General features: G+C 60.9%; 13 protein-coding genes. 8 read left to right on the top strand and 5 right to left on the bottom strand.

Annotated features, from left to right (window positions below; translation table 11 throughout):
* Positions 1-7: 7 nt before the first annotated feature.
* Entirely contained in the window at positions 8-160 is a 153-nt protein-coding gene (gene lptM / locus AC1Z24_RS00780; protein WP_259101289.1) for an LPS translocon maturation chaperone LptM, read from the bottom strand.
* 224 nt (positions 161-384) lie between these two features.
* Between lptM and cyaY the strand changes: the two genes are divergently transcribed.
* A complete protein-coding gene (cyaY, locus tag AC1Z24_RS00775; protein WP_483744196.1) occupies positions 385-717 on the top strand; it encodes an iron donor protein CyaY in 333 nt (110 codons plus the stop codon).
* A complete protein-coding gene (locus tag AC1Z24_RS00770) occupies positions 717-962 on the top strand; it encodes a DUF1289 domain-containing protein (RefSeq protein ID WP_483746496.1) in 246 nt (81 codons plus the stop codon). Before cyaY ends, AC1Z24_RS00770 begins: the two co-directional genes overlap by 1 nt.
* Before the next feature lie 83 nt (positions 963-1,045).
* Here the strand turns inward: AC1Z24_RS00770 and AC1Z24_RS00765 are convergent, their stop codons facing one another.
* The 4 genes from AC1Z24_RS00765 to argH form a co-directional block, all read right to left on the bottom strand.
* Positions 1,046-3,892: a class I adenylate cyclase gene (locus AC1Z24_RS00765; protein WP_483744195.1), complete on the bottom strand. Its 2,847-nt coding sequence runs from the start codon at positions 3,890-3,892 to the stop codon at positions 1,046-1,048.
* Positions 3,893-4,078: 186 nt separating this feature from the next.
* Positions 4,079-4,327, bottom strand: a complete 249-nt coding sequence (locus AC1Z24_RS00760) for a TIGR02647 family protein (RefSeq protein ID WP_259101280.1) — start codon at positions 4,325-4,327, stop codon at positions 4,079-4,081.
* 199 nt (positions 4,328-4,526) lie between these two features.
* A complete protein-coding gene (locus AC1Z24_RS00755; RefSeq protein ID WP_259101278.1) occupies positions 4,527-4,805 on the bottom strand; it encodes a hypothetical protein in 279 nt (92 codons plus the stop codon).
* A 121-nt stretch (positions 4,806-4,926) separates the two neighbouring features.
* The gene (gene argH, locus AC1Z24_RS00750; protein ID WP_483744194.1) at positions 4,927-6,321 is read right to left on the bottom strand and encodes an argininosuccinate lyase; all 1,395 of its coding nucleotides are present in this window, start codon (positions 6,319-6,321) and stop codon (positions 4,927-4,929) included.
* A 135-nt stretch (positions 6,322-6,456) separates the two neighbouring features.
* Between argH and AC1Z24_RS00745 the strand changes: the two genes are divergently transcribed.
* The 6 genes from AC1Z24_RS00745 (at position 6,457) to AC1Z24_RS00720 (ending at position 12,545) form a co-directional block, all read left to right on the top strand.
* Positions 6,457-7,533, top strand: a complete 1,077-nt coding sequence (locus tag AC1Z24_RS00745) for a sensor histidine kinase (RefSeq protein WP_483744193.1) — start codon at positions 6,457-6,459, stop codon at positions 7,531-7,533.
* Positions 7,530-8,276 (top strand): LytR/AlgR family response regulator transcription factor, encoded by a 747-nt coding sequence (locus tag AC1Z24_RS00740; protein ID WP_483744192.1) that lies wholly within the window; start codon positions 7,530-7,532, stop codon positions 8,274-8,276. The genes AC1Z24_RS00745 and AC1Z24_RS00740 overlap by 4 nt, the downstream gene beginning before the upstream one ends.
* Positions 8,277-8,404: 128 nt before the next feature.
* Positions 8,405-9,346 carry a hydroxymethylbilane synthase gene (gene hemC, locus AC1Z24_RS00735; RefSeq protein ID WP_483744191.1) on the top strand — a complete coding sequence of 314 codons (942 nt, stop codon included), beginning with the start codon at positions 8,405-8,407 and terminating at the stop codon, positions 9,344-9,346.
* Positions 9,343-10,119: a uroporphyrinogen-III synthase gene (locus AC1Z24_RS00730; RefSeq protein WP_483744190.1), complete on the top strand. Its 777-nt coding sequence runs from the start codon at positions 9,343-9,345 to the stop codon at positions 10,117-10,119. The genes hemC and AC1Z24_RS00730 overlap by 4 nt, the downstream gene beginning before the upstream one ends.
* Before the next feature lie 33 nt (positions 10,120-10,152).
* The gene (locus AC1Z24_RS00725; RefSeq protein WP_483744189.1) at positions 10,153-11,301 is read left to right on the top strand and encodes a uroporphyrinogen-III C-methyltransferase; all 1,149 of its coding nucleotides are present in this window, start codon (positions 10,153-10,155) and stop codon (positions 11,299-11,301) included.
* Positions 11,298-12,545, top strand: a complete 1,248-nt coding sequence (locus AC1Z24_RS00720; RefSeq protein WP_483744188.1) for a heme biosynthesis HemY N-terminal domain-containing protein — start codon at positions 11,298-11,300, stop codon at positions 12,543-12,545. The genes AC1Z24_RS00725 and AC1Z24_RS00720 overlap by 4 nt, the downstream gene beginning before the upstream one ends.
* Positions 12,546-12,598: the final 53 nt, after the last annotated feature.

Genomic DNA, 12,598 nt, shown 5'->3' with positions numbered 1-12,598 from the left:
TTAGTCCTTACAAAGTCGAGTGCTTGTGCGATTGCGATTTGCCTTGCTGGGCTGACGATGTCTCGCCATCAGGCATGTACAACGGGCCTTTCTGGCCGCAGGCGCTAACAAGACAGGCGACCGCGAGGAGCGCGGCAACGGAAGAGATCAGGCGCTTCATGCGAAATCCTTTGGAAAGCATTAATTGCGCCCGAGTATACCGGCCACCTGTCGGCTTGCCTATGCGGCGAACCTCCCGTCCGGCGGGCCTTTGACGCGAGTATTGGCTATTTATGACATAGATGCGGAATATTGGCGTCCTGGCCGGTAGCCTTTGCATTTGCCTGAAAGCGACCGTATCTTGCGTCGCTGTGCCATCAGTAGACACTTTTCGAGGTTCCCGTAATGAGTTTGACCGAAGCCCGCTTCCACGATCTGGTCGATGCCACCCAGGAAAAGCTGGAGGATATTTTCGATGAAAGTGATCTCGATCTGGACCTGGAAAACTCGTCTGGCGTACTGACCGTGAAGTTCGAAAATGGCACCCAGCTGATCTTCAGCCGCCAGGAACCCCTGCGCCAACTGTGGCTGGCCGCCAAATCTGGTGGTTTCCACTTCGACTACGACGAAGAAGAGAAACGCTGGAGCTGTGACACCAGCGATGAGCTGCTTAGCGAAATGTTGGTGCGTATCGTCCTTGAACAGGCCGGTATCGAGCTGGACTTCGAAGAGATCTGATAGTGAGCGACACCCCCACAACGACCCCGACGCCGCGCCCGCCCAAGCCGCTGTTCAGCAATGTCAGCCCGGCCGTGTCGTCGCCATGCATCAGCCTGTGCCGACTCGACGAGCAGAAAGTCTGCATGGGCTGCTTTCGCCATGTGGAAGACATCCGCGAATGGCGCTCGGCTGATGATGAGCGCAGGCGGCAGATCAAGGCCCAGGCGCAAGTGCGCCGGGAAAACACCCCTTCATCTGAATAGATGTGGTTTCCTGTGGGACCGGCTTTAGCCGGGAAGGCGTATTCCCGGCTAAAGCCGGTCCCACATTAATTCCACACAGCAGATCACGCCCGCGCCATCGCCTCGTTCAGCGACTTCTCCAGATCCGCCTTGTAACGCAGGAACAGAATGCTCTGCCCATGGGTATCGCCGAGCAGCCCGGACAGGTCCAGGTCGGTGATGTAGCAGCGGTAGCGCTGGGGTTCGTGGCGCTGTTCGAGAATCTGTTGCGCCACGACGTCAAACAATTGATCGCCGTATTCCAGCTCCGAGACTTCCTGATCGTTGCAGTACAGAGTCACGCTGATCTGCCCCGGCGAGGCTTCCTCGACAATCGCCTGCACGTCGTAGAACGGCTTGTCGGCTGCCGTCGGCACGGGACGCGGCTCGATGCGACGGGCGCGACCCGGGCCGGAGGGCAGGATCTTGTAGTACAGGGCTTCCAGGGAAATCGGCTCCTGGGGGTTTTCCAGCGGCAGCATCGCCCCGCGCCGGTAAACCAGGGCCTGCAGGAAGCGCTGCAACGGCAAGAGCAGGCTTTGCTCGTCGTGGTACGGCAGGCGCTGATGCCACAGCGCGTTGTGTTCGTCGAGCACGTAGAGGTCGGCGTCGGGCTCGTTGACCCGGTAGAAGACCTGAATGCACTCGGGCTGGCCGTGAGGCAGGATCAGGGTCAGGTCGTGGTCGTCCAGTGCCTGCGGGTCCAGGTGCAACGGGCTATAGGTCGGCAGCTCGCTACCCAGATAATCAATCAGGCTCGGCCAGTCCGGCAGCGAAACGTGATTGACCTGGCCGGGGACCATTTCCAGTACGTGATACTGCTGCTGCACCTGAATCAGGTAGCGATGATTCAGACGTCGGGCCAATAGCAACCGGGCCGTCTTGATCAGCTCTTCGACACGCAGGGCAATGGCCGGCGCACGGTTGTGGCAGAAACAGCACACGCGAATGGTCGGCTGCGGCTGGCCTTCGGGCAGACTGTTGAGCAGTTCCTTCATGCAGTCGAGCAGCGCGTGGGCGCCATCGAAGCGGCTGACCTGGGTCTCGTTCCAGCTGTTGAGGGTGATCTGGTCCAGAGTCAGGACCAGATTTTCCCGCACCCCGGCATAACTCAGCGAGTCGGTACGCTCGGTGGTCATGAGGATATTCAGTTCTCGGTGATGCTTGAGCGGATCGACGCCAACGTTGACCAGTAGCAGGATCTGATCCGGCACGCTAGGGCTGAGCAGGCGTTCTTCACTGACCACCGGCAACGGCAGTTCCACCGCCTGCTGCAGGGCGCCGAGCAGGTTGAACAGCTCAAGCTCGGTCAAATCGCTGCTGCCCGGATGCAGGGCCAGACGGGTGCTGCTGTCGATCACACTGTTGCGATGACACCAGGCCAGCAGTTCCAGTAACTCGCGGCTGCGCTTGATCGGGGCAAAATGCTCCCACTCGTGGGCACCGAGGCTGCCGTTGTACAGACCCCACTGGTTCTTGCCCGGCTCACGCTTGTTGGGCGACTGCACCAGGGTCAGAGTGTCTTCGGCCATGTCCGGGGCAATGCCGGGGTTAATGAACTCGACCTTGCCCGCCTTGCGCTCAAAGGCGGCATACAGACGTCGGCCCAAGACATTGAGGTCGCGTTTATTGATCGAGCTGGCTACCTGCTGGGTGCGAGCGAACTGGGTCAGAAAGCGGTAGCTGTAGTTCAGCTCGTTAACCAGTGCCCGGCGCTCGTGGGTGACCTGGCGGACTTTCCACTGACTACGGCTGTCGAGCAGCATGAGGTGGCGCTCGTCCCACCCCCAATCCCTGGTCAGACGCTCAAGCAGATCGCGCTGCCAACTGGTGCTGCGCGAACGGGACAGACCAGTAAGACGCTTGTTGACCTTCAGATAGAGACTGCGCCGCACCAACTCCAGGCGCTCTAGCTCATTGCGCTCGGTCAGATACTCCTCAATGCGCCGATAGACCATCATGTAGGGGTCCAGCTCATCGAGGTGCAGGCGATTGGCGAACACCGCCTGCTTGAAGCGCATGCTCAGGCACTGCACCTTGGGGTGCTCACTGGCGTATACCTCGGTCAGTAAGAGCTTGAGCACCGATTTGTACGGCGACTCGATGCCCTTGAACAACTGCCAGAGGCCTGCGCCGATGTACTCGCCCGGCGGGATATGAGCCATGTTGCCCAGATCGAGGATCTCATCCGAACGAATGAAGCGCTTGGACAGCAGCGTATGGGTGTATTCGGCATAGCGCGGCTCTTCGTAGACCGGCACCAGCCACCACAGCGGCGTGCGCCCGGCCAGCCAGATCGCGGTGCGATAAAACTCGTCAAGCAACAGATAGTGCTGCGTCGTGCCACAATCTTCGGAACTTAGCTGGGCATCGCGATCGCCTACGGCAAAGCGCTGTGGGTCGATCAGGAAAAAGTGCACCTCGGCACCCTGGGTCGCGGCCCAGGTTTCCAGGGCCGTGCATTTTCTGCGCAATTCGGCGATATCTTCAGGAGGCAGGCCCGGCTCATGACAGATCCAGACATCCATATCACTCTGTTCAGCCTGAGCCAGGCTGCCGAGGCTGCCCATCAGGAATATCCCGTGGATCGGATCGGGCTGAGCGCCGCGCCGCGGCTTATAAGAGAAAGAGCGTGTCAGCCGCTGAGCCTCCGACAGCACCTGCGCCTCGGGCTCGTAGCTCGAAACCCCCGCAGGCGTGCTGCCGGACACGTAGCCGGGCAATAGCGGATGGTTGACGTGGAAGAACAACGGCAGAAGGGTCAGAACACCTTGCTGGCGGGTCGATAGCCCATCCATGGCACGGCTGAGCCGCCCGGCGTTGAGCGTCAGGAAACGGTTACGAAGCTGGCTGAGAACCTTGCGGTCGATGCCCTCATCCAGGTCAGGGCGAATCTCGGAGGTACGCGTCATCGCAACTTTAAACCGGCTGGCGAGGCTCGAAAGGTGGCATTCAAGGATCAAGCAGTCGAAAGCTGAATACGTGCTTCCGTTGATTATTATTCTGGCGCCAATTTTTTATCGGCCGGTTCCGGCAAAGATTAAGGGCTCGCAATGACTTTTTGCAAAGCGAGCCCCGGCGTACCCCCCCGATGCGAATCAGGCGGCTTCTTTTTTCAAGTCAAGAATGGTCAGCAGCGACTGCGCGTGCTCGGCGGCTTCGATTCCAAGACTCGTCAGGTAGCCGCCATCGACCTGGGTCGTCAGGCCCTTGTCAAAGAGTCGTTGGGCGGCGGCGATGGCAGTTGGAGCAGCCACATGATGGACCTTGAGGCCTTCATGGGTACTACCCAGATTGAACAGTGCAAGAATTTCCAGTTCGGCAACCAACTCAGGGGTATACGACATAGGTACTCCAGACTTTTCTAGTAATACGCCTCGCGAGCGGGGCGGTCAGTTCTGGAACCAATGCTTGAGAGCACGCGTTGGGTGCTCGTCGGTTCTGAATGACCGTTAAAGCTGGCTTGGCGTGACGACCCCGGTGAAAACCTGTGGCAGCGGGGCCTTTGGAGTGTAGCCATCGTCTGGATTATTTGCAGCCGATATCTTACTGAGCTTCTGGCGGCAGCTCTGGCAGGGCGCGCAGGGCCTTTTCGTACCATTCTGTATTGAATGCGCGATCCTCCTCGAGCAGACCGTCAATCTCGACCGCCAGTACGTGAGCCATCATTTCAAGGATCTCTTCACGCTCGTAACCCACCAGGGTCAGCTTGTTGAACGTGGCCTTGGCGGCAGGCGGGTTGTCGCTTTCTATCTGGTTTTCGATGGCCTGGACCAGGGTGGCTTCGGCGAATTCTTCTTCATCGTTGTCGATTGGGTCGGTCATGGGGATGCTTCTCAAAAGATTTGCTGCGCGAATCGACGCAGCTCGGTGGGACCGGCTTCAGCCGGGAAGGCGTCTTCCCGGCTGAAGCCGGTCCCACAATATTGATGATTGCTGCCAGGGCTCAGCGCGCAGCCAACAACGCCTGACCACGACCAACAGCCGCCCGGACCTGAGCCGGAGCGGTACCGCCGATATGGTTACGGGCGTTGACCGAGCCTTCCAGAGTCAGCACGGCAAATACGTCCTGCTCGATCTGGTCGCTGAATTTACGCAGCTCTTCCAGACTCATTTCCGCCAGATCCTTGCCGGTGTCCACGCCGTATTTCACGGCATGGCCGACAATTTCGTGGCAATCACGGAACGGCAGGCCGCGGCGTACCAGGTAGTCCGCCAGGTCGGTCGCGGTGGAGAAGCCGCGCAGGGCTGCTTCACGCATCACGTCATGTTTCGGCACGATGGCCGGGACCATGTCGGCGAAGGCTCGCAGCGAGTCACGTAGAGTGTCGGCGGCGTCGAACAGCGGTTCCTTGTCTTCCTGATTGTCCTTGTTATAGGCCAGAGGCTGGCCTTTCATCAGGGTCAGCAGGCCCATCAGGGCACCGAAGACACGGCCGGTCTTGCCACGCACCAGCTCCGGGACGTCAGGATTTTTCTTCTGCGGCATGATCGAACTGCCGGTGCAGAAACGGTCAGGCAAATCGATAAAGCGGAACTGCGCACTGGTCCACAGCACCAACTCTTCGGAGAAGCGCGACAGGTGCATCATCGCCACGCTGGCCGCCGAGCAGAATTCGATGGCGAAATCACGATCAGAAACGCCGTCCAGGGAATTACCGCCTACAGCGTCGAAACCCAATAGCCTGCAAGTCAGTTCGCGATCAATCGGGTAGGTGGTGCCCGCCAGTGCCGCGCTGCCCAGCGGCATACGGTTCAGGCGCTTGCGGCAGTCGACCAGGCGTTCGTAGTCTCGGCTGAGCATTTCGAACCAGGCCAGCATATGGTGGCCGAAGGTCACTGGCTGAGCGGTCTGCAGGTGCGTGAAACCCGGCATGATGGTCTCGGCTTCACGTTCGGCCAGGCCCAGCAGGCCTTGTTGCAGTCGGTTGACTTCGGCCAGGATCAGGTCGATTTCATCCCGCAGCCACAGGCGGATATCGGTCGCCACCTGGTCGTTACGGCTACGGCCGGTGTGCAGCTTCTTGCCGGTGACGCCGATGCGGTCGGTCAGACGGGCTTCGATATTCATGTGCACGTCTTCCAGGTCGACGCGCCATTCGAAAGTACCGGCCTCGATCTCGGTCTGAATGGTCTTCAGGCCGTCGATGATGGTGTCGCGCTCGGCATCGGTCAGCACGCCGACGTGGGCGAGCATGGTCGCATGGGCAATGGAACCCATGATGTCGTGGCGGTAAAGGCGCTGGTCGAAAGTGACGGAGGCCGTGAAGCGCGCGACGAAGGCGTCGACGGGTTCACTGAAGCGGCCGCCCCAGGACTGGTTGGTCTTGTCGGTGCTCATGGATTCGCTCGAATGATCTGCGGAAATAGTGACGTGCCCGTGCTTGTTTCGGGCCGTTACAGATAATAACAGGGTTGTCGTTTATTTATCCCCGGGCCGCTTGCCGAGGTCCTCGTCAGCGCCGAGACTGGGCCCATGCAAAACAACTGGCTCAAAGCCGACGCGAGCCCCGGCAAAGAATTTTTCATACCTGAACTGTGCCTGCCCCAGGCGCTGCTGGTGCTCGTCGTCTTGGCCGAGCTACTGGTCATGGTCCTGGTGCTGGTCGAACCCATGCACCCGAACTTTGACTGGGTGCGCCTGGCGCTGATATCGCTGTTCGTGCAGTGGATCGTATTGCTGTCGGCCGCTCTGCTGTGCGGCCTGCGGCCCTGGCTGGCACGCCTGCCCACCGGGGTGGCCGGAACGTTGTGCTGCCTGCTGGTGGTAGGGATAACAATACTGTGCACGGCGGTGACCGATATCTGCGAACTGACGGGCACCGCTTCGGCGGTGGGTATCGTCGAACGTTATATCCGTTATGCCCTGATCGCCCTGATCATGTCCGCGCTTTTGCTACGCTACTTTTATCTGCAGAGTCAGTGGCGCAAGCAGCAGCAGGCCGAGCTGCGTGCCCGACTCGAGTCGTTGCAGGCGCGGATCCAGCCGCACTTTCTGTTCAACACGCTCAACAGCATCGCCAGCCTGGTAGCCAGTGACCCGGTCAAGGCCGAGCAGGCAGTACTTGATCTCTCGGACCTTTTTCGCGCCAGCCTGGCCCGCCCCGGCAACGTGGTGATGTGGCGTGATGAACTGGAATTGGCGAAACGATATTTATCGATTGAGCAATATCGTCTTGGCGAGCGTCTACAGTTGGAGTGGGCGGTGAGTGCAATCCCGGAAGACTTGCCGATTCCACAGCTAACCTTGCAGCCACTACTGGAAAACGCTTTGATCTATGGCATCGCACCGCGCGTCGAGGGCGGCGTGGTGAGAGTCCAGGCAGATTATGAGCGGGGAGAGTTCGTATTGTGTGTAAGCAATCCCTATGAAGATGTTGCCACGCGGCAGACTTCCAACGGTACTCAACAGGCCCTGGTAAATATTGGTGCTCGTATTACGGCACTTTTTGGCCCTCACGCGAGTCTGAGCGTGGAGCGCCGTGACGGTCGTCACTTCACCTGTCTACGCTATCCTTGTGCGAGACTCACGCAGGAAGCCAGAGCAATATGAATGTCCTGATCGTTGATGACGAACCCCTAGCCCGCGAACGACTTGAACGTATGGTCGGCAAAATCGAGGGCTACCGGGTCTTAGAACCCAGTGCTTCCAATGGCGAAGAAGCCTTGGCACTGATCGACAACCTCAAGCCGGATGTGGTTTTACTCGACATCCGCATGCCGGGCCTCGATGGCCTGCAGGTTGCGGCAAAACTGTGCGAGCGGGAAACACCGCCCGCCGTGGTTTTTTGTACCGCACACGATGAATTTGCCCTGGACGCGTTCCAGGTCAGTGCTGTCGGCTATCTGGTCAAACCGGTACGCCCCGAAGACCTGCAGGAAGCCTTGAAAAAGGCCGAGCGGCCCAATCGCGTGCAACTGGCGGCACTGACCCGTCCGGCTGCCGTGAGCGGCAATGGTCCGCGCAGTCATATCAGCGCGCGGACCCGCAAAGGTATTGAGCTGATCCCGCTGGACGATGTGGTTTATTTTATCGCCGACCACAAGTACGTGACTCTGCGTCACGAGACCGGCGAGGTCCTGCTCGACGAGCCACTCAAGGCGCTGGAGGACGAATTCGGTAACCGGTTCGTGCGTATCCACCGCAATGCCCTGGTGTCCCGTGAACGCATCGAACGCCTGCAACGCACCCCCCTGGGGCATTTCCAGCTGTTCCTCAGGGGCCTTGGCGACGACGCACTGATCGTCAGCCGTCGACATGTCGCTGGCGTGCGCAAGATGATGCAGAGTCTGTGACGTTGCATCAGCGGCATCACTGAAACATTGACCGTGATCAGTAGGCGGCGGATGTTTAACGACAGCGCTCAAGCCATGGGGGCTGAGCTGTTATCATCCGCAGCATCTATTCAGGTACGGATTGATCCATGTCCTCTCGCGAAATCCGCATTGCTACGCGCAAAAGCGCCTTGGCCCTCTGGCAGGCCGAATACGTCAAGGCTCGCCTTGAGCAGGCGCATCCAGGCCTGAGCGTGGTCCTGGTGCCCATGGTCAGCCGGGGCGACAAGCTGCTCGACTCGCCACTGTCGAAAATCGGCGGCAAGGGCCTGTTCGTCAAAGAGCTGGAAACAGCCCTGCTGGAGAACCAGGCCGACATCGCCGTGCATTCGATGAAAGACGTGCCCATGGATTTTCCCGAAGGCCTGGGTTTGTTCTGCATCTGCGAGCGCGAAGACCCCCGCGATGCCTTTGTCTCCAACACCTACACCAGCCTTGAGCAACTGCCGCCGGGCAGCATCGTCGGCACCTCCAGCCTGCGTCGCCAGGCGCAGCTGCTGGCCCGACGTCCCGACCTGAAGATTCATTTCCTGCGCGGCAACGTCAATACGCGCCTGGCCAAGCTTGATGCTGGCGAATATGACGCGATCATCCTGGCTGCGGCAGGCCTGATCCGCCTGGGCTTCGAAGACCGTATCACTTCGGCGATCAGCATCGACGACAGCCTGCCTGCCGGCGGTCAAGGCGCGGTAGGTATCGAATGCCGCGGCGGCGATCCGGATATCCACGAACTGCTCAAGCCCCTGCATCATCAGGAAACCGCCCTGCGCGTGCGCGCCGAGCGTGCCATGAACAAGCACCTCAATGGCGGCTGCCAAGTGCCCATCGCCTGCTACGCAATCTTGCAAGGCGAGCAGATCTGGCTGCGCGGCCTGGTCGGTGATCCGGCGGGCAGCCTGCTGCTCAATGCCGATGCCCACGGCCCGCAGACCGAACCCGAAGCCCTCGGCGTTCAAGTCGCTGAAGCCTTGCTGGCTCAGGGCGCGCAGGCCATTCTGCAAGCCGTCTATGGCGAGGCAGGGGAGGAGTGACAGGTTGGCGCCTGTTACTGACCCGCCCTGCCGATGAATCGGCGGCGCTGGCACAACAGCTGGCTGACGTCGGAATTTTCAGCAGCAGCCTGCCGCTGCTGGAAACCGAGCCACTGGACATCACTGATGTTCAGCGCGGGCCGATTCTCGAACTGCTGCGTTATTGCGCCGTTATCGTCGTCAGCAAACCCGCTGCCCGTGCGGCTATCGAGCTGCTGGACGAATGGTGGCCCCAGCCACCCATCCAGCCGTGGTTCAGCGTGGGCGCCAGCACCGGTCAACTGCTGCGCGACTATGGACTGGACGTCACCTGGCCACAGCAGGGTGACGACAGCGAAGCCCTGCTCGATCTATCCGCCTTTCGGGACGCCCTGAACATTCCCGGCGCCCGGGTCCTGATCCTGCGTGGAGAAGACGGTAGAGAGATGTTGGCCGAGCGCTTGCGCGAACAGGGTGTTAGTGTCGATTATCTGCCGCTGTACCGCCGCTTCATGCCGGATTACCCTGCGCTGGCCCTACCCCGACGGGTATCTGAGGAACGCTTGAACGGGCTGGTGGTCAGCAGTGGGCAGGGTTTTGCACACTTGCAGCAGTTGGCAGGAGACAGCTGGGCAAAACTGGCCAGCCTGCCGTTGTTCGTACCGAGCCCCCGGGTTGCCGAATTGGCACGTAGCGCCGGGGCTCTGACAGTTGTGGATTGCCGTGGCGCGAACGCCGCGGCCTTGCTGGCGGCGTTGCGGGCACATCCCGCGCCCGCTGATCAGGCGTATTGAAATTACCTACGCCCCCATGCAAAGGATGGATACGTGAGCGAAACAATCTTGCCCAAAGATAATGCAGAGCCGGTGCTGACAACTTCCGCACCCACGCCCGATGCAACCCGCCCGCAACGTACGAGCGGCCGCGGCAATGGTTTGGCCATACTCGCTTTGCTGTTTGGCGCCGCAGGTATCGCAGTCGCCGGCTGGGGTGTGTTGCAGTTGCGCACTCTGCAATCGAGCCACCTGCAGCAACATAGCCAGATGGAAGATATCGTTGCCCAGACCCAGGCACTTTCCCAGAGCGAGCAGCAGATGTCTGCGCGCCTGGCGCAATTGCCCGGCGCCAGCGAACTGGAAGACCGCCGCCGGCTGGTCACCCAGTTACAGGGCGATCAGCAACGTCTGAGCCAGCGCCTGGAGACCGTGCTTGGCGCCAGCCGCAAGGACTGGCGCCTGGCCGAAGCCGAGCACCTGTTGCGTCTGGCCAGCCTGCGTCTGTCCGCATTGCAAGACATCAACAGCGCTCAGGCGCTGGTCCAGGGTGCCGATGAAATTCTGCGTGAACAGGACGATCCCGGTGCCTTTGCCGCCCGCGAGCAACTGGCCAAGAGCCTGGCCGCCCTGCGCAGCATCGATCAGCCGGACCGCACCGGCCTGTTTCTGCAACTGGCTGCGCTGCGCGATCAGGTCGCCCAACTTACCGAACTTGCCCCTGAGTACGTCGACAAGGGCGAATCCCTGTTCGGCCTGACCACCGGCAAAGAGCAGGACAACCGCTGGACGCAATGGTGGAATGACCTCTCCCATTACGTGCGCATCGACTTCAGTGCCGACAAGAGCGTGCGTCCGCTGCTGGCCGGGCAGAGCCTGAGCCAGGTACGCCTGGCCCTGAGCCTGGCTCTGGAACAAGCGCAATGGGCCGCCCTCAATGGCGAACCCAAGGTCTACAGCCAGGCGCTGGTTGAAGCCAAGAACGTCCTGCAGGGCAGTTTCAACCCGGACAACCCGCAGAGCAAAGGCCTCAATGAACGCCTGGACGAGTTGGCCAAGCAGCCGGTCGCCGTGATGACACCGGACCTGACCCAGAGCCTCAGTTCGGTACAGGCCTACCTCAATCGCCGCCACGCGCCGGCTGAAGATCTGGTGCGCAAGAGCGGTCAGCCTGACCAGACGCATCAGGAGACCAGCCCATGAAGCGGACTTATCTGCTGCTGTTCGCAGCCATCCTGATCGCCGCGCTGATCGGCATCGCCATCTCCGAGCACTCCGGCTATGTGCTGATCGCGTACCAAAACTTCCGCTATGAATCGAGCCTGTGGGCAACCCTGGCGCTGCTGGCCGTGGTCTGGTTGCTGGTGGTACTGATCCGCGCCCTGATCGCGCTGGTGAACACTTCGGGCGGGCTGGTCAACCCGTGGTCGCGTCGTCATCGCAGCCGTCGCGCCCAGGTTGCCATCGCGCAGGGCCAGATGGACCTGGCCGAAGGCCGCTGGGCCAGCGCCCAACGCCACTTGCACCGCGCCGCCGAAGCCGAGCGCCAGCCGCTGCTGTATTACCTCGGTGCCGCACGTGCTGCCAACGAGCAGGGGCGCTACGAAGAAAGTGACAACCTGCTCGAACGCGCCCTGGAGCGCCAGCCACAGGCAGAGCTGGCAATTGCCCTGAGCCATGCCCAGCTGCAACAGGACCGCGGCGAGATTGACGGTGCCCTGGCGACCCTGGAAGCCATGCGCGAGCGTCACCCGCACAACGCGCAGGTACTGCGTCACTTGCAGCGCCTCTATCAGCAGCGCGGCGACTGGTCGGCCCTGATTCGCCTGATGCCGGAGCTGCGCAAGGACAAGATTTTGCCCGCCCAGGAGCTGGCCGAACTGGAGCGTCGGGCGTGGGGCGAGAACCTCAGCCTTGCCGCCTACCGCGAGAACGAAGGAGAGGAGGGCCTGACCGGCTTGCCGTCACTGGACAAGGCCTGGCAGCAACTGACTTCGGCCCAACGACAGGAACCAGCGCTGGTACTGGCGTATGCCGAGCAGCTACGGCGCCTGGGTGCCGATGCCCAGGCCGAAGAAATCCTGCGTACTGCCCTCAAGCGCGAATACAGCAGCCATCTGGCCCGCCTGTACGGCCTGGTACGTGGCGCCGAGCCGACCAAGCAGCTGCAAATGGCCGAAGGGCTGCTCAAACAACACGCCAACGACCCAAGCCTGTTGCTGACCCTCGGCCGACTGTGCCTGCAGAACAGTTTGTGGGGCAAAGCCCGGGACTATCTGGAAAGCAGTCTGCGCGAGCAACGCAGCCCCGAAGCCTGCGCTGAACTGGCCCGCCTGCTCGCACAGCTGGGAGAGACAGAGCGCAGTAACCAACTGTTCCAGGAAGGTCTCGGCCTGCTTGATGAACGCTTCCTGTCGCGGCCGTTACCGGCGTTGGCACAGGCCTGACCTGCGCACACACAACCCCTGTGGGACCGGCTTTGGCCGGGAAGGCATAGGCA

The organism is Pseudomonas sp. JL23 (assembly GCF_056933585.1).
The sequence above is the reverse complement of the archived record's forward strand: the minus strand, read 5'-3'. Positions and strand labels throughout refer to the sequence as shown.

Bases quoted from the DNA above. Each gene is read 5' to 3' on its own strand.
- AC1Z24_RS00720 (WP_483744188.1), top strand. From the start codon at position 11,298: ATGAAGCGGACTTATCTGCTGCTGTTCGCAGCCATCCTGATCGCCGCG.
- AC1Z24_RS00755 (WP_259101278.1), bottom strand. From the start codon at position 4,805: ATGACCGACCCAATCGACAACGATGAAGAAGAATTCGCCGAAGCCACC.
- AC1Z24_RS00745 (WP_483744193.1), top strand. From the start codon at position 6,457: ATGCAAAACAACTGGCTCAAAGCCGACGCGAGCCCCGGCAAAGAATTT.
- AC1Z24_RS00760 (WP_259101280.1), bottom strand. From the start codon at position 4,327: ATGTCGTATACCCCTGAGTTGGTTGCCGAACTGGAAATTCTTGCACTG.
- AC1Z24_RS00765 (WP_483744195.1), bottom strand. From the start codon at position 3,892: ATGACGCGTACCTCCGAGATTCGCCCTGACCTGGATGAGGGCATCGAC.
- cyaY (WP_483744196.1), top strand. From the start codon at position 385: ATGAGTTTGACCGAAGCCCGCTTCCACGATCTGGTCGATGCCACCCAG.
- lptM (WP_259101289.1), bottom strand. From the start codon at position 160: ATGAAGCGCCTGATCTCTTCCGTTGCCGCGCTCCTCGCGGTCGCCTGT.
- AC1Z24_RS00740 (WP_483744192.1), top strand. From the start codon at position 7,530: ATGAATGTCCTGATCGTTGATGACGAACCCCTAGCCCGCGAACGACTT.
- argH (WP_483744194.1), bottom strand. From the start codon at position 6,321: ATGAGCACCGACAAGACCAACCAGTCCTGGGGCGGCCGCTTCAGTGAA.
- hemC (WP_483744191.1), top strand. From the start codon at position 8,405: ATGTCCTCTCGCGAAATCCGCATTGCTACGCGCAAAAGCGCCTTGGCC.